Source organism: Pseudomonas sp. Colony2 (assembly GCF_019382755.1).
Taxonomy (GTDB): domain Bacteria; phylum Pseudomonadota; class Gammaproteobacteria; order Pseudomonadales; family Pseudomonadaceae; genus Aquipseudomonas.
In genome coordinates this window covers 820,099-835,422 of sequence record NZ_CP080030.1, presented here as the reverse complement: position 1 = coordinate 835,422, position 15,324 = coordinate 820,099, and the positions used below count along the sequence as shown (strand labels likewise).

The following is a 15,324-nucleotide window of genomic DNA, read 5'->3' as shown; positions in this document are numbered from 1 at the left end:
CCCTTGCGGAAAAATACGTAGTACACCGCCGAAAGAATCAGCAGGAACGGCACCCCGAACACCAGCGTCATCTTGAATGCATCGGTGAAGAACGTGGTGATCATCACCGCGCCCATCAGCACCAGGCCCAGCAGCGTGCTGTAGGGAAACAGCGCCAGCTGGAACGACAGCTTCGCCCCGCCGTGACGCTTGCGGTAGCGGCGGAAAAACAGGTGCGTGAGGAAGATCATGAACCAGGTGAAGATCGCGCCAAACATCGAGATCGCCATCATCAGGGTGAACGAGCTTTCCGGGTACACCACGTTCAGCAGGGTCGCCAGGGCAATGCCCGAGCTGGACAGCAACAAGGCGTTCAACGGGATCCCGCTCTTGCTCAAGGCGCCCATGGACTTGGGCGCAAAACCGGCGCGGGACAGGCTGAACATCATGCGGGTGGTGATGTAGAGCTGGCTGTTCATCGCCGACAACGCAGCGATCAGGATCACGAAGTTCATCACCCCGGTGGCGCCGGGAATGCCGATGGTCTGCATCACCGTGACGAACGGGCTCTGGGCGTGGCCGGCCTGGTTCCACGGCACGATGGCCAACATCAGCGCCAGGGTCAGCAGGTAGAACACCACCAGGCGCACGATGGTCGCGCGGAAGGCTTTTTTCACCGCCTGCTCCGGGTCGGCCGCTTCACCGGCGGCCACCGCGATCATTTCCACGCTCAGGTAACTGAAGATCGAGACGATCACCGCGATCCACATGCCGCTCAACCCGTTCGGGAAAAAGCCGCCGTGGGCCGCGTAGTTCTGCACACCGTAATCCGGGTTGCCGGAGCCGAACACCACGTACACCGCGAGGATGATGAAGCCGACAATCGCGCTGATCTTGATCGTGGAAAACCAGTACTCGAAGTTGCCGAAGGTCTTGACGCTGATGGCGTTGAGTACGATCAGCACGCTGGAAAACGAGACGATCCACACCCATTCAGGCACGTTGGCAAACCAGTACTTCATGTACATCGCCACCGCCGTGACCTCGGCGCCCACCGCCAGCACAATCGCCGCCCAGTACGCATAGCGCACCAGGAAACCGGCCAGCGGGCTGACGTAAAATTCGGCATACGCGCCGAAGGAGCCCGAGGTGGAATGCGCCACGGTCATCTCCGCCAGGCAGCCCATCAACAGCAAAGTGATCAGCGCACCGATGGCATAGCTGACCAGCACGCTGGGCCCGGCATAGCCGATGGCGTAGGCGCTGCCCATGAACAGCCCGGTGCCGATGGCGCCACCGATGGCGATCATGCTCATCTGGCCGGAAGTGAGCTGGCGCCTGAGGCCCAGTTCGCGATTGGTGATTTCGGCAAAGCCTTGGTCTGGCGTGGTCACGTGGCGTGCCCCTTTATTATTGTGATTGCACTGCTTTTCTGGTTGAAACACTGTCCCCTGTGGGAGCGGGCTTGCTCGCGAATGCGGTGTGCCAGTCAATACATCAGAGACTGATAGACCGCATTCGCGAGCAAGCCCGCTCCCACATTTTTTGCTCTGCGTTTACTCAGGTGACGCTGTGGCGAACCTTGAACTGCGGCTGGTCCCAGGTTCTCTGATCGAGAATCTCACCCAGGATTTCCACCGCATCCCACACTTCAGCAAAGCTGGTGTACAGCGGGGTAAACCCGAACCGCATGATCCGCGGCTCGCGATAATCACCAATCACGCCACGAGCGATCAAGGCCTGGATAACCGCGTAGCCTTCCGGGTGTTCGAAGCTGACGTGGCTGCCCCGTCGGGCATGCTCACGCGGGGTGATCAGGGTCAGGTCGTGGGCGGCGCAACGGCTTTCCACCAACTCGATGAACAGGTCGGTCAACGCCAGGGATTTAGAGCGCAAGCTGGCCATATCGGTCTGGGCGAAAATATCCAGGCCACACTCCACCATCGCCAGCGAGGTAATCGGCTGGGTGCCGCACAGGTAGCGGGCGATGCCCTGGCTCGGGGCATAACGCGATTCCATGGCGAACTGTCGGGTATGCCCGAACCAGCCCGACAGCGGCTGCGTAACCACATCCACCAGCGCCGGGTTGACCCACACAAACGCCTGGGAGCCGGGCCCGCCGTTGAGGTATTTGTAAGTGCAACCAATCGCATAATCGGCACCGGCCTGATGCAGGTCGATCGGCACCGCGCCCGCCGAATGCGCCAGGTCCCAGATCGCCAGCGCGCCACATTCATGGCTCAAGGCAGTCTGGGCCTGCATGTCGTACATGTAGCCGGTCTTGTAGTTGACGTGGGTGAGCATCACCACGGCCGTGTCCTGGTCGATGGCTTTCGGCAGTTCGTCCGGGCTGTTGACCAAGCGCAGGGAGTAGCCCTGTTGCAGCAGTTCGGTGAGGCCTTCGGCGATGTACAGGTCGGTGGGGAAATTGCTCGCTTCGCTGACGATCACCTTGCGGCTTGGCGCGCGTTCGCGTTGCACGGTCAGCGCGGCGCTGAGCACTTTGAACAGGTTGATGGAGGTGGTATCGGTGATCACCACTTCACCGTCGCGGGCACCGATCAGCGGTGCCAGGCGATTGCCCAGGCGCTGGGACAGGTCGGCCCAGCCGGCACTGTTCCAGCTGCGAATCAGCCCATTGCCCCACTCCTCGGCGATCACCGCTTGCGCCCGCTCCAGTGCCGCTACCGGGCGCGCACCGAGGGAGTTGCCGTCGAGGTAGATGACCCCGGCCGGCAAGGCGAATTGGTTGCGCAATGGCGCCAGCGGATCCTGGGCGTCGAGGGTCAGGCAATGGGTGCGGGTGGTCATGGTCAGTCCTGTTGTTGTAGTAACAATGAGCCAAATAATGAACGAAGCTTTAGAGAATTTTCGTGCAAAGTGGTGGGCAACAGGCTAATTAAGCTGTAGGAAATTCGAATTTAACCCCCAAATACGCGGATTTATTCTAACCATGATTCTCGACGCCACCGACCTGCGCCTTCTGCATTTCCTGCAACAGGATGGCCGTATCAGTAACCAGGAACTGGCGGAGAAAGTCGCCCTGTCGCCGTCGGCCTGCCTGCGGCGTTTGCGCCTGCTGGAAAGCGAGGGAATCATCAGTGGTTATCGGGCGGTGTTGAACGCCGAGCAGCTGGGGATCGAGCTGGAGGCCATCGTCCACTTGTCGTTACGCCAGGATGTGGAGGATTGGCACGAGACGTTTATCAAGAAGGTGCAGGGGTGGCCGGAGGTGGCCAGTGCGTATGTGATTACCGGGGCGAGCAATTATGTGCTGCGGGTGCAGGCGCGCAACCTCAAGCATTTTTCGGATTTCATTGTGAACCACCTGAACCGCACGGCGGGGGTGATGGACATTCGCTCGGAGATCGTGCTGCAGAAGATCAAGGATCGGGATGATCTGCTCGATCTGGTTGTTCGCAAATAGGCCAAACGATACAGAGCCAATGTGGGAGCGGGCTTGCTCGCGAATGCGGAGTGTCAGTCACCGGAAATATTGACTGATCCACCGCATTCGCGAGCAAGCCCGCTCCCACATTTTTTTACCGCGTTCAGTCTTCGAGGGCGCGCACTCGCTGCATGCGCTTTTGTTCTACCGGCGCCGCCGCAGGCTGCAACTCAAAGTCAAAATCAATCTGCGCAAACTGCCCTTCCACACCAAATTCCTTTGCCAGGTTTGCGTCCTCGCTGAAGCGAATTTCGGCGATCAACTCATCCCGCGTCGCATAGGCAAAATCATCATGCAGGTACGGGTCATCCGACAGGTTGATCTGCGTGGTCAGGTGCCGATGGCCCGGCGCCGAGATGAAGAAGTGGATATGCGCCGGCCGCTGGCCATGGCGCCCCAACTGGTCCAGCAACTGCTGGGTCGGGCCGGTCGGCGGGCAGCCATACCCCGACGGCACGATGCTGCGAAAACGGTAGTTGCCCTGGGCATCGGTCTCGATTCGCCGACGCAGGTTGAACTCCGACTGTGTGCTGTCAAACCACGAATACGTACCACCGGTATTGGCCTGCCATACATCGACAATCGCCCCCGCCAACGGCTTGCCATTGGTGTCGCGCACCTGGCCCTGCATGAACAGCGGCACGCCCGGGTCCTGCCCGTCGTCCAGCCGCGCCTCGAACTTGGACAGCGGCGCACCGGCCACATACAGCGGGCCTTCGATGGTGCGCGGGGTGCCGCCGGATTTGCCGGCTTCCTCGTCCGCCGCGTCCATCAGCATGTCCAGGTAATGCTCCAGGCCCAGGCCTGCCGCGAGCAAGCCGGCTTCCTGGTTCTTGCCCAGTTCGTTGAGGTAGTTGACCGCCTTCCAGAACTCTTCCGGAGTCACTTCCAGGTCTTCGATGATGTTCACCGTGTCCCGCAGGATCCGGTAGATCAGCGCCTTGGCCCGTGGGTTGCCGCCGTCGTTAAGGTTGCCGCTGGCTTCTTCGAGAAACTGTTGGGCGTGAGCAGTCTGGGAAAGTCGGATGGACATGGTGCAATCCTCATCTTGTAATTATTAGGTGAAAAAACAGACTCAGCGATCATCCTCACGGATCGACGATGGATGCCGGCACAGGGCATTCACTTCGATGGCCATGTAAGGATAAAGCGGCAGTTGCATCAGCAGGTCATGCAGTTCCTGCACGCTGTCGACATCGAACACGCTGTAGTTGGCGTACAGCCCGGCGATGCGCCACAGGTGGCGCCATTTGCCTTGCTCCTGCAGCCGCTGGGAGAAGGCTTTTTCTTCAGCCTTGAGGCCGGCAGCGCGCTCGGGGTTCATGTCGACGGGCAGGTTCACGGTCATTTTTACGTGGAACAACATCGCAGGTGTCCTCTTGTTAGTTATCGCGACGGAAGAACGCCAGGCGCTCTTCATCGATGGCCAGGCCCAGGCCCGGTGCGGTGGAGATATGCAGGTGGAAATCGCGGTACACCAGCGGCTCGGCGAGGATGTCTTCGGTGAGCAGCAGCGGGCCGAACAGCTCGGTGTCCCACGCCAGTTTGTTCAAGGTGAGGAACGCGTGGGCCGAAGCCAGGGTACCGATACCGCCTTCGAGCATGGTGCCGCCGTACAGGCCGATACCCGCCGCTTCGGCAATCGCTGCGGTGCGCAATACCGCACGCGGCCCGCCATTTTTGGCGATCTTCAGGGCGAACACCGAGGCCGCGCCTTCGCGGGCCAGGTTGAAGGCATCTTCCACGCATTCGATGGATTCGTCGGCCATGATCGGCGCCGGGCTCGACAGGTTGAGCCGCACCATGCCGCCGCGGTTGTTGCGCGAGATCGGTTGTTCGATCAGGTCGATACCGTTGTCCCCCAGCACCTTGCAGGCGCGCAGGGCCACGGCTTCGTCCCAGGCCTGGTTGACGTCGACCCGCACACTGGCGCGGTCGCCCAGGGCTTTTTTGATCGCGATGACGTGGGCCAGGTCCTGGCTGACTTCACCGGCGCCGATCTTCAATTTGAAAATGCGGTGGCGGCGCAGGTCGAGCATCTTCTCGGCCTCGGCGATGTCTTTTTCGGTGTTGCCGCTGGCCAGGGTCCAGGCCACCGGCAAGGCGTCCCGCACACGGCCGCCGAGCAATTCGCTGACCGGCAGGTTCAGGCGTTTGCCGAGGGCGTCGAGCAAGGCGCTTTCGATACCCGACTTGGCAAAGGTGTTGCCCCGGATGCTGCGCTCCAGGCGCAACATGGCGGCATTGATGTTGCTCGCGTCCTGGCCGAGCAGCAGCGGCGCGAAGTGCCGGTCGATGTTGATCTTGATGCTGTCGGGGCTTTCATTGCCGTAGCTCAGGCCGCCGATGGTGGTGGATTCACCAATGCCTTCGATACCGTCGGCGCAGCGCACGCGGATGATCACCAGGGTCTGGTTCTGCATCGTGTGCATCGCCAGTTTGTGCGGGCGGATGGTAGGGAGATCGACGATGATGGTCTCGATCGACTCGATGGCGCAAATCGGCATGGCAATACCCGTTGGGTTCTTTATAGATTTGGCCTGATTCTGTTCCGGATCTCTGCTGGCTTCCAATATAGAATGAGTCTCGAACAATACCCTTAAGGTATGAATGGAGTCTTTATGGAACTGCGCCATCTGCGTTACTTCCAGGTGCTGGGGGAAACCCTCAACTTCACCCGCGCCGCCGAACGCCTGCACATTGCCCAGCCGCCGCTGAGCCGGCAGATCCAGCAACTGGAGGACGAACTGGGTGTGGTCCTGCTGGAGCGTGGGCGCCCGTTGCGCCTGACCGAAGCCGGGCGGTTTTTCTATGAGCACGCCAATGTGCTGCTGGAGCAACTGGGCAAGGTGTGTGACAACACCCGGCGCATCGGCCTTGGGCAGAAAACCTGGCTGGGCATCGGTTTTGCGCCGTCGACGCTGTACGGCGTGCTGCCGGAGTTGATTCGCCGGCTGCGCAGCCACGATGGCCTGGAGCTGGAGTTGGGCCTGTCGGAGATGACCACGCTGCAACAGGTCGAAGCCCTCAAGGCCGGGCGGATTGACGTAGGCTTCGGGCGGATTCGCATCGACGACCCGGCCATTGTGCAGCGGGTGTTGGTGGAGGACCGGTTGGTGGCGGTGTTGCCCGCCGGACATCCCCTGCTGGGCGCCCCGGCCACCCTGGCGCAATTGGCCGCTGAACCCTTCGTGCTGTATCCCGGCAACCCGCGCCCGAGCTACGCCGACCATGTGATCGCGCTGTTCGATGCCCATGGCTTGAGCCTGAAGGTTTCGCAGTGGACCAACGAATTGCAGACCGCCATTGGTCTGGTCGGCGCAGGCATGGGCGTGACCCTGGTACCCGCCTCGGTGCAGGTGCTGCACCGCGCAGACATTGGCTACACGCCGGTGGTGGAGGCCACCGCCACGTCGCCGATCATTCTCAGCCGGCGGATCAATGACCAGTCGCCGGGGCTCAGTCATTGCCTGCAGCTGGTGGAAGAGTTGATTTAAAAGAACACCACACATCCAATGTGGGAGCGGGCTTGCTCGCGAATGCGCAGTGTCAGTCACCGAATGAGTTGGCTGATGCACCGCATTCGCGAGCAAGCCCGCTCCCACAGTTGATCTCCGTTGTTTTTGCGTAAGGTGTTCATCCACGCATGCGCCGGGCGTCGTTGCGTTGCAGGGTCTGGCTGGGGGATTCGTCGAACAGCTTGCGGTATTCGGCCGAGAATCGCCCCAGGTGAGTAAAGCCCCAGCCCAGGGCGATTTCGGAGATGGTGCGCGTGGAGCCATGTTCGAGGATTTGCTGGCGCACGGCACCCAGGCGGTATTTCTTCAGATAGGCCATGGGCGACAGGGCGAAGTATTTGCGGAAGGCATCGAACAGCTTGAAGCGCGACACGCCCGCCGCCGCCTCCAGATCCTCCAGGTGCACCGCTTCCCGGGCGTTGTCGTGGATGTACTGTCGGGCACGAATCAAATAGTGCGGCAGCTTCACCCCCAGCACGTCCCGCAGTTCTTCGGAATAGTTGTTCGGCTGGGCCAGGATCAGGCCCTTGATCAGCGAGCTTTCCAGGTCCCGGGTAAACGCCACCTGGTCATACAGCTCGCTGCTGCGCTCCAGTTCGGCGATGAAATACCGCGCCATGCGCCACCACGACGCGGAAGCGCCGTCCACCGCGTCCATCGCCGATTCGAAGCGCAGCGGCTCTTCAATCGGCCGCTGCAGCAGGCCTTCCAGGGATTCGCTCATCGCCGCGCGGGTGATCACCACCTGCAACTTGCGGCAGTCGCCCGAGATCTCCAGCACCTGATGTTCGTTGGGCGAGATGATCACGCCCTGGTCACGGTTGGAGCTGAGCCGCACGCCGTTCTTGCTCAGTTCCTGCTCGCCCACCAGCGGCAAGGTCAGGCTGTAGCTGCTGAAGTGCTCGGCGTCTTCAATGTCGATGGTGACATCGGTGCCGTATTCGATAATCCCCAGCGTCGTGGCGCGGGACTTGAACACATTGGCGCTGTGGTGAAAGCGGATGCGCTCCGGCGTCGCGGTTTGCAGGCGGTGCGGCCCGCAAATGCCGGACATCCAGCTGCAGGCGCCTTCAAGGTCGAAGCGCTCGATACGTATATCGCGTGTATTGCTACTCATCACGGGGCACCCACGGCAATTGTGGCCGGCGCGCTCTGACGGCGCGTCCTGGTAGATCGACAGCAAGTTTTGCGCCACGCCAGCGGGATCGCCACTGGGTGGATAGCAACCGTCGACTAAGTGGATAACAAGCAGACTTTTCCGACAATCGCCTTGCAAGACAGTAGCGCATTCCGCCACCGCCCTGCACCGCCGTGGGTATTTCGTGCCCAACTAAGTGGCCCACCTTCCCCCATTAACCGGATAGCCCGGTGCCCCGCCGCAGCCTCTTAATGGCTTACCCGTCTAGCCATTATCAAAAAGGTGCCTCCCATGAGTGGTGCAAGAAGCGTCGAGCAGTGGAAAAGCTTTATCGAAGGCTGCCTGGACTTCCGTCCGGTGGATGAGGTGTTCCGCATCGCCCGGGACATGTTCACCGAGCCGGAGTTGTTCGACCTGGAGATGGAACTGATCTTCGAAAAAAACTGGATCTATGCCTGTCACGAGAGCGAACTGGCCAACAAGCACGACTTCGTGACGATGCGCGCCGGGCGCCAGCCGATGATCATCACCCGCGACGGCGAAGGCCAGCTCAACGCGCTGATCAACGCCTGCCAGCACCGGGGCACCACCCTGACCCGAGTCGGCAAGGGCAACCAGTCCACCTTCACCTGCCCGTTCCATGCCTGGTGCTACAAGAGCGATGGCCGGCTGGTGAAGGTCAAGGCGCCGGGGGAATACCCGGAAGGCTTCGACAAGGCCACTCGCGGCCTGAAAAAAGCGCGGATCGAGAGCTACAAGGGTTTCGTCTTCATCAGCCTCGACGTGAACGGCACCAACAGCCTGGAAGATTTCCTCGGCGACGCCAAAGTGTTCTTCGACATGATGGTCGCCCAATCGGCCACCGGTGAGCTGGAAGTGCTGCCGGGCAAGTCCGCCTACACCTACGACGGTAACTGGAAACTGCAAAACGAGAACGGCCTGGACGGTTATCACGTCAGCACCGTGCACTACAACTACGTGGCCACGGTGCAGCATCGCCAGCAGGTCAATACGGAAAACGGCACCGGCTCGGGCACGACACTGGACTACAGCAAACTCGGCGCCGGCGACGCGAACACCGATGACGGCTGGTTCGCCTTCAACAATGGCCACAGCCTGTTGTTCAGCGACATGCCCAACCCCACCGTGCGTTCGGGCTACGCCACCATCATGCCGCGCCTGATCGAAGAACACGGCCAGCAAAAAGCCGAATGGATGATGCACCGCCTGCGCAACCTGAACATCTACCCAAGCCTGTTCTTCCTCGACCAGATCAGCTCGCAGTTGCGGATCATCCGGCCCATCGCGTGGAACAAGACCGAAATCATCAGCCAGTGCCTGGGGGTGAAGAACGAGTCTGACGCCGACCGAGAAAACCGCATTCGCCAGTTCGAGGATTTCTTCAACGTCTCGGGCATGGGCACGCCGGATGACCTGGTGGAGTTCCGCGAAGCCCAGCGCGGCTTCCAGGGCCGCCTGGAACGCTGGAGCGATATCTCCCGCGGCAGCCATCGCTGGGAAACCGGGCCGACACCCAATAGCGAATCCATCGGTATCCAGCCGGCGATGACCGGCACCGAATTCACCCACGAAGGGCTGTACGTCAACCAGCACCGCAACTGGCAGAAATTCCTGCTGGACGGACTCGACCAGCAAGCCCTGAAACTGCGGGAGGTGGAATGATGAATGCGCAATTGCAGTACCGGATCGAGCAGTTTTTTTATCGTAAATCCGAGCTGTGCGATGCCCAGGACTGGGACGCCTACGTGCAGCTGTTCGACCCGCAGAGTGAATTCCACCTGCCGCAGTGGGATTCGGAACATGTCTACACCCGCGACCCGAAGCGCGAAATGTCGTTGATCTACTACGCCAACCGCTCGGGGCTGGAGGATCGGGTGTTTCGCCTGCGTACGGGCAAGGCTGCGTCGGCCACGCCGATGCCAAGGACGCTGCATTTGATCAACAACGTGCGGATTGCCGAGCAACCGGACGGGCTGCTGGAGGTGAAGTTGAACTGGCATACGTTGTTCTATCGGCTGGCGACGTCGGAGCAGTTCTACGGCAGCGCCACTTACAGCCTCAAGCCCGATGGCGACAGTTGGTTGATCACCCGCAAGCATGCGCTGCTGCTCAACGACACCATCAACTCGGTGCTGGATTTCTATCACCTGTGACCTGATGCATTACACCTGTGGCGAGGGAGCTTGCTCCCGCTGGACCGGGTTGGCGCTCCAGTGCGTAGCGCTCCCGGCTTTTTGGGGCTGCTGCGCAGCCCAGCGGGAGCAAGCTCCCTCGCCACAGGTAAATCGCAGGCATAGAAAATCAAACTCGCGGAGTTCTGCGAATGAATCACAAAGTGGCCTTCAGTTTTGCCGACGGCAAGACCCTGTTTTTCCCGGTGGGCGCCAATGAGATCCTGTTGGATGCGGCGTTGCGCAACGGCATCAAGATCCCGCTCGACTGCCGCGAAGGCGTATGCGGCACCTGCCAGGGCCGCTGCGAGTCCGGCGACTACAGCCAGGATTACGTGGACGAGGAAGCCCTCTCCAGCCTCGACCTGCAACAACGCAAAATGCTCAGCTGCCAGACCCGGGTCCAATCCGATGCGGCGTTTTATTTCGATTTTGATTCCAGCCTGTGCAACGCGCCGGGGCCGGTCCAGATCCGCAGCACGGTGAGCAATGTGCAGCAGGTGTCGCCCAGCACGGCGATCCTGCACCTGCAGCTTGAAGCACCATTGGACTTTTTGCCGGGCCAATATGCCCGTCTGTCGATTCCCGGCACCGACAGTTGGCGCTCCTACTCTTTCGCCAACCGCCCGGGCAATCAGTTGCAGTTCCTGATCCGCCTGCTGCCCGATGGCGTGATGAGCAACTACATTCGCGAACGCTGCCAGGTCGGTGATGAGTTGCTGCTGGAAGCGCCACTGGGCGCTTTCTACCTCAGGCACGTCACCCAACCGCTGGTGCTGGTTGCCGGCGGCACCGGCCTATCGGCGCTGCTGGGCATGCTCGATGACCTGGCCGCCAGCACCTGCCAACAGCCGGTGCACCTGTATTACGGCGTGCGGGGTGCGGCCGATTTATGCGAGGCAACACGCATAAAAGCCTACGCCGATACAATCCCGGGGTTTCGCTACACCGAGGTACTCAGCGACCCACCTTCGGACTGGGCCGGCAAACGCGGCTACCTCACCGAGCATTTCGACCTGGCCGAATTGCGGGATCAATCGGCAGATATGTACGTCTGCGGCCCCCCTCCGATGGTCGAATCCATCAAACAATGGCTGCTGGATCAGGCACTTGATGGCGTTCAGCTGTATTACGAAAAGTTTACCGAGAGTAATATCTGACCCCTCAGCGGTATAAGGGGCTGGCTCGGTGTGCGATCAACCCTGAAAAAAACAAGTAGAAGGGAATGTTAATGGCGGATGACATGGTTAACCCGGTGGGCCTCAAGCGTGGCCTGAAGAACCGGCATATTCAGCTGATTGCCTTGGGAGGGGCGATCGGGACCGGGCTGTTCCTCGGCTCGGCGGGCGTGCTCAAGTCGGCGGGGCCGTCGATGATCCTGGGCTATGCGGTAGCCGGGTTCATCGCGTTCCTGATCATGCGCCAGCTGGGCGAAATGATCGTCGAGGAACCGGTGGCCGGCTCCTTCAGCCACTTCGCCCACAAGTACTGGGGCGGTTACGCAGGCTTCCTCGCCGGCTGGAACTACTGGGTACTCTACGTGCTGGTGGGCATGGCCGAGCTGACAGCGGTGGGCAAGTACATCCAGTTCTGGTGGCCGGAAATTCCGACCTGGGTCAGTGCGGTGGTGTTCTTTGTGCTGGTCAACCTGATCAACACCCTCAACGTGAAGTTCTTCGGTGAGACCGAGTTCTGGTTCGCGATCATCAAGGTGGTGGCGATTGTCGGCATGATCGTGCTCGGCTGCTACCTGCTGTTCAGCGGCACCGGCGGCCCGCAAGCCTCGGTGAGCAACCTGTGGAGCCACGGCGGGTTCTTCCCGAATGGCGGCATGGGGCTGTTGATGTCCATGGCGTTCATCATGTTCTCGTTCGGCGGCCTGGAGCTGGTGGGTATTACCGCCGCCGAAGCCAGCGAACCCCGCAAGGTGATCCCGAAGGCGATCAACCAGGTGGTGTACCGGATCCTGATTTTCTACGTCGGCGCCCTTACCGTGCTGCTGTCGTTGTACCCATGGGATCAACTGCTGCAAACCCTCGGCGCGTCGGGCGATGCCTACAGCGGCAGTCCGTTCGTGCAGATCTTTTCCTTGATCGGTAACGACACCGCCGCCCACATCCTCAACTTCGTGGTCCTGACCGCGGCACTGTCGGTGTACAACAGCGGCGTGTACTGCAACAGCCGCATGCTGTTCGGCCTGGCCGAGCAAGGCGACGCGCCGAAAGCGCTGATGAAGTTGAACAAGCAAGGCGTGCCGCTGCGTGCCCTGGGCATCTCGGCCCTGGTGACGCTGCTATGTGTGGTGATCAACTACGTGGCGCCGCATGACGCACTGGAGCTGTTGTTTGCGCTGGTGGTTGCCTCGCTGATGATCAACTGGGCGCTGATCAGCCTGACCCACATCAAGTTCCGCAAGGCCATGGGCGAGCAAGGCGTGGTGCCGTCGTTCAAGACCTTCTGGTTCCCGTTCAGCAACTACCTGTGCCTGGCGTTCATGCTGATGATCATCTGCGTGATGCTGGCGATTCCGGGTGTACGGGCGTCGGTGTATGCGATTCCGGTCTGGGTCGGGATTATCTATGTGGCGTACCGGTTGCGGTTGAACAACGCGAAGGCAGTAACAGCGCAATAACCCATGTGGGAGCGGGCTTGTGTGGGAGCGGGCTTGCTCGCGAAGGCGTCGTGTCAGTCACCTGATGTATTGACTGACACACCGCTTTCGCGAGCAAGCCCGCTCCCACATTTTGATCGTATTCCAAATGAAAAGCCCCGGTACTGATGAGTACCGGGGCTTTTTGTTGGGCCTTGATTACAGCGTGGAACGCACTCGCCACAGCTCGGGGAACAATACGGTGTCGAGCATCTTGCGCAGGTAACCCACGCCTTCGGTGCCGCCCGTACCAGGCTGGAAGCCAATGATCCGCTCCACCGTGGTGACATGGCGGAAGCGCCATTGGCGGAACGAATCCTCCAGGTCGATAAACTTTTCGGCCAATTGGTACAGGTCCCAATACCGGCTCGGATCGCGATAAACCTCGCGCCACGCCGCCTCCACGGAATCATCGTGAACCGTTGGCGCCGTCGGGTCGCGTTCGGCGCGCTTGGGGTCGATCGCCAGCCCGGCCTTGGTCATCAGGTTGATCGCTTCGTCATACAGCGACGGCGTGGCAATCGCCACCTGCAGCTCCTTCAACAACTCCGGCCGGTGGGCGTGAGGCCGCAACAGCGCCGCGCTTTTATTGCCGAGGATGAATTCGATTTCCCGGTACTGGAACGACTGGAAACCCGACGACTGCCCCAGGTACGGGCGGATCGACTTGTACTCCGACGGCGTCATGGTCGCCAGTACCGCCCAGGCGTGCACCAGTTGGTCAAAGATCCGCGACACCCGCGCCAGCATCTTGAACGCCGGCGGCAGCTCACCCAGGCGCACGTGTTCGCGGGCGGCCTTGAGTTCGTGGAGCATCAACTTCATCCACAGCTCCGAGGTCTGGTGCTGGATGATGAACAGCATCTCGTTGTGGTCCGGCGACAGCGGGTGCTGGGCGCTGAGCACTTTGCCCAGGTCCAGGTAGTCGCCGTAGCTCATGGACTCGGAAAAATTCAGCTCGGCGTTATGCCATTCTTCCGGCGGCTGGTAGTCAGGGGAGAAAGGACACTGGCTCATCGCGTGGGCTCCTTGAGCGGGCGGAGAATGGCTCGTACCGGGCTGGCATCGAGGTTGGCAAAACGCAGCGGCAGCGCGATCAACTCGTAATCGCCCTCCGGCACGTCGTCGAGGACGATGCCTTCGAGAATCGCCATGCCATGCCGGGCGACGGCGTTGTGGGAGTCCATGGTCTTGGACTGCTGCGGGTCCAGGGACGGTGTGTCGATACCGATCAGGCGCACACCGAGGCTGAACAGCAACTCGACCGTTTGCGGGGCGACGGCGGCGAAATTCGAATCCCAGGCATCCACCGGCGCCTGTTGATAAGTGCGCAACAGTACACGCTCCGGCAGGTTTTCCAGGCGGCCTTCCAACTGATGCGGCTGCACCAGCGCGCCGCTGCCCAGGCAATGCAGCACCCGGCACGGGCCCATGTACACATCCAGAGACACTTCGCCAATCGGCGCGCCGTCCGCGCTGTAGTGCAACGGCGCGTCCACATGGGCGCCGGTGTGGGGCGACAGGGTGATGCGTCCGACATTCACCGGGCACTCGGGGCCGAACTGCCAGACCCGCTCTTCCTGAAACGGCGTATCACCCGGCCAGGTCGGGGTCGCGGTGCTCAAGGGCGGGCTGATGTCCCACCACGTTTTTATTGGATTCATTTCAAGGCTCTCGGTCGTTACTGGGGTGAATGATACGAGGGCCGGCTGTAAATATTCTTGCGAATTCCAGCGCAAAGCGGGAAATCTTTCGCACTTACTGCGAGGAAATGGCTGATTGGCGCACAGATATTTCGTACCGACTCAATCCTTCACACAACAAATATCCCCTGTGGGAGCCGGGCTTGCCCGCGATGAGGTCGGCACAGCGTGCCCTTCCATCGCCTGACACTCCGCCATCGCGGGCAAGCCCGGCTCCCACAGGGGTTGGCGGTGATTCACGGATGTGCAAATGACTGCGCTTCTGGGCATCCCGATGTCGAGTCCAGACCACTGGCGGGCCGCCCAAGGCGATAGGGTTCGGACTTCCCTTCCACTGCCTCGGAATCATCATGTCCAAGCCAATCACCGTACTGCGCGACACCCATCCACTGCCGGTGCTGGACGCCTGCAAATGGGAAAAACTCGAAGGCGACCCGCACACCGTCAACCTCAACGCCTACACCAGCGAGGACGGCAGCAAGATCATGGGCACCTGGATCTGCACCCCGGGCAAATGGCGGGTGGAGTATGTGAAGTGGGAATACTGTCACTTCCAGGAAGGCTACTGCGTGATCACCCCGGACGGCCTGGAGCCGATCCATTTGCGGGCTGGGGATATCTTTGTGGTGGAGCCGGGGATGAAGGGGACGTGGGAGGTGGTGGAGACAGTGCGCAAGTACTTCGTATTTGCCTGAC

15 protein-coding genes are annotated in these 15,324 nt (G+C 60.8%); 7 read left to right on the top strand and 8 right to left on the bottom strand.

The features are described from left to right. Positions 1-1,373, bottom strand: a 1,373-nt coding sequence (locus tag JV201_RS03410; RefSeq protein ID WP_219406519.1) for an amino acid permease, incomplete at its 3' end; no start/stop codon positions are given. A gap of 166 nt (positions 1,374-1,539) precedes the next feature. Continuing rightward, positions 1,540-2,790: a kynureninase gene (kynU, locus tag JV201_RS03405; protein ID WP_003212302.1), complete on the bottom strand. Its 1,251-nt coding sequence runs from the start codon at positions 2,788-2,790 to the stop codon at positions 1,540-1,542. A 142-nt stretch (positions 2,791-2,932) separates the two neighbouring features. On the opposite strand from kynU, the gene JV201_RS03400 reads away from it, so the two are divergent. After that, a complete protein-coding gene (locus JV201_RS03400; RefSeq protein ID WP_003212305.1) occupies positions 2,933-3,406 on the top strand; it encodes an Lrp/AsnC family transcriptional regulator in 474 nt (157 codons plus the stop codon). Positions 3,407-3,530: 124 nt separating this feature from the next. On the opposite strand, the gene catA is transcribed toward JV201_RS03400, so the two are convergent. The 3 genes from catA to JV201_RS03385 are packed head-to-tail and all read right to left on the bottom strand — an operon-like array spanning position 3,531 to position 5,934. Further along, positions 3,531-4,460, bottom strand: a complete 930-nt coding sequence (catA, locus tag JV201_RS03395; RefSeq protein ID WP_003212307.1) for a catechol 1,2-dioxygenase — start codon at positions 4,458-4,460, stop codon at positions 3,531-3,533. A 42-nt stretch (positions 4,461-4,502) separates the two neighbouring features. Further along, positions 4,503-4,793: a muconolactone Delta-isomerase gene (catC, locus tag JV201_RS03390; protein WP_003212310.1), complete on the bottom strand. Its 291-nt coding sequence runs from the start codon at positions 4,791-4,793 to the stop codon at positions 4,503-4,505. Between the two features lie 16 nt (positions 4,794-4,809). After that, positions 4,810-5,934, bottom strand: a complete 1,125-nt coding sequence (locus JV201_RS03385; RefSeq protein ID WP_219406518.1) for a muconate cycloisomerase family protein — start codon at positions 5,932-5,934, stop codon at positions 4,810-4,812. Positions 5,935-6,048: 114 nt separating this feature from the next. On the opposite strand from JV201_RS03385, the gene JV201_RS03380 reads away from it, so the two are divergent. Next, positions 6,049-6,924 (top strand): LysR family transcriptional regulator, encoded by an 876-nt coding sequence (locus JV201_RS03380; RefSeq protein WP_003212314.1) that lies wholly within the window; start codon positions 6,049-6,051, stop codon positions 6,922-6,924. Positions 6,925-7,063: 139 nt separating this feature from the next. Here the strand turns inward: JV201_RS03380 and JV201_RS03375 are convergent, their stop codons facing one another. Further along, positions 7,064-8,062 (bottom strand): helix-turn-helix domain-containing protein, encoded by a 999-nt coding sequence (locus JV201_RS03375; protein WP_219406517.1) that lies wholly within the window; start codon positions 8,060-8,062, stop codon positions 7,064-7,066. 312 nt (positions 8,063-8,374) lie between these two features. On the opposite strand from JV201_RS03375, the gene antA reads away from it, so the two are divergent. From antA to JV201_RS03355, 4 genes are all read left to right on the top strand, one after another. Beyond that, positions 8,375-9,766 carry an anthranilate 1,2-dioxygenase large subunit gene (gene antA / locus JV201_RS03370; protein ID WP_219406516.1) on the top strand — a complete coding sequence of 464 codons (1,392 nt, stop codon included), beginning with the start codon at positions 8,375-8,377 and terminating at the stop codon, positions 9,764-9,766. Beyond that, entirely contained in the window at positions 9,766-10,257 is a 492-nt protein-coding gene (gene antB / locus JV201_RS03365) for an anthranilate 1,2-dioxygenase small subunit (protein ID WP_003212320.1), read from the top strand. The genes antA and antB overlap by 1 nt, the downstream gene beginning before the upstream one ends. A 170-nt stretch (positions 10,258-10,427) precedes the next feature. Further along, positions 10,428-11,435 carry an anthranilate 1,2-dioxygenase electron transfer component AntC gene (antC, locus tag JV201_RS03360; protein WP_219406515.1) on the top strand — a complete coding sequence of 336 codons (1,008 nt, stop codon included), beginning with the start codon at positions 10,428-10,430 and terminating at the stop codon, positions 11,433-11,435. A gap of 71 nt (positions 11,436-11,506) precedes the next feature. Further along, a complete protein-coding gene (locus JV201_RS03355; RefSeq protein ID WP_003212324.1) occupies positions 11,507-12,907 on the top strand; it encodes an amino acid permease in 1,401 nt (466 codons plus the stop codon). 177 nt (positions 12,908-13,084) lie between these two features. Here the strand turns inward: JV201_RS03355 and kynA are convergent, their stop codons facing one another. Together kynA and kynB are read right to left on the bottom strand one after the other, a co-directional pair. After that, complete coding sequence (gene kynA, locus JV201_RS03350; protein WP_008436669.1) at positions 13,085-13,942, bottom strand: tryptophan 2,3-dioxygenase; 858 nt, start codon at positions 13,940-13,942, stop codon at positions 13,085-13,087. Further along, positions 13,939-14,589 (bottom strand): arylformamidase, encoded by a 651-nt coding sequence (kynB, locus tag JV201_RS03345; RefSeq protein WP_219406514.1) that lies wholly within the window; start codon positions 14,587-14,589, stop codon positions 13,939-13,941. Before kynB ends, kynA begins: the two co-directional genes overlap by 4 nt. 389 nt (positions 14,590-14,978) lie before the next feature. Here kynB and JV201_RS03340 point away from each other — a divergent pair, with 389 nt between their 5' ends. Continuing rightward, positions 14,979-15,323 carry a cupin domain-containing protein gene (locus JV201_RS03340; RefSeq protein WP_003212331.1) on the top strand — a complete coding sequence of 115 codons (345 nt, stop codon included), beginning with the start codon at positions 14,979-14,981 and terminating at the stop codon, positions 15,321-15,323. Position 15,324: the final 1 nt, after the last annotated feature.

Excerpts from the sequence above, each read along its gene's own strand:
- catC (WP_003212310.1), bottom strand. The coding sequence starts at position 4,793 with ATGTTGTTCCACGTAAAAATGACCGTGAACCTGCCCGTCGACATGAAC.
- JV201_RS03400 (WP_003212305.1), top strand. The coding sequence starts at position 2,933 with ATGATTCTCGACGCCACCGACCTGCGCCTTCTGCATTTCCTGCAACAG.
- kynU (WP_003212302.1), bottom strand. The coding sequence starts at position 2,790 with ATGACCACCCGCACCCATTGCCTGACCCTCGACGCCCAGGATCCGCTG.
- catA (WP_003212307.1), bottom strand. The coding sequence starts at position 4,460 with ATGTCCATCCGACTTTCCCAGACTGCTCACGCCCAACAGTTTCTCGAA.
- antA (WP_219406516.1), top strand. The coding sequence starts at position 8,375 with ATGAGTGGTGCAAGAAGCGTCGAGCAGTGGAAAAGCTTTATCGAAGGC.
- JV201_RS03355 (WP_003212324.1), top strand. The coding sequence starts at position 11,507 with ATGGCGGATGACATGGTTAACCCGGTGGGCCTCAAGCGTGGCCTGAAG.
- JV201_RS03375 (WP_219406517.1), bottom strand. The coding sequence starts at position 8,062 with ATGAGTAGCAATACACGCGATATACGTATCGAGCGCTTCGACCTTGAA.
- JV201_RS03385 (WP_219406518.1), bottom strand. The coding sequence starts at position 5,934 with ATGCCGATTTGCGCCATCGAGTCGATCGAGACCATCATCGTCGATCTC.
- antB (WP_003212320.1), top strand. The coding sequence starts at position 9,766 with ATGAATGCGCAATTGCAGTACCGGATCGAGCAGTTTTTTTATCGTAAA.
- JV201_RS03340 (WP_003212331.1), top strand. The coding sequence starts at position 14,979 with ATGTCCAAGCCAATCACCGTACTGCGCGACACCCATCCACTGCCGGTG.
- antC (WP_219406515.1), top strand. The coding sequence starts at position 10,428 with ATGAATCACAAAGTGGCCTTCAGTTTTGCCGACGGCAAGACCCTGTTT.
- kynA (WP_008436669.1), bottom strand. The coding sequence starts at position 13,942 with ATGAGCCAGTGTCCTTTCTCCCCTGACTACCAGCCGCCGGAAGAATGG.
- kynB (WP_219406514.1), bottom strand. The coding sequence starts at position 14,589 with ATGAATCCAATAAAAACGTGGTGGGACATCAGCCCGCCCTTGAGCACC.
- JV201_RS03380 (WP_003212314.1), top strand. The coding sequence starts at position 6,049 with ATGGAACTGCGCCATCTGCGTTACTTCCAGGTGCTGGGGGAAACCCTC.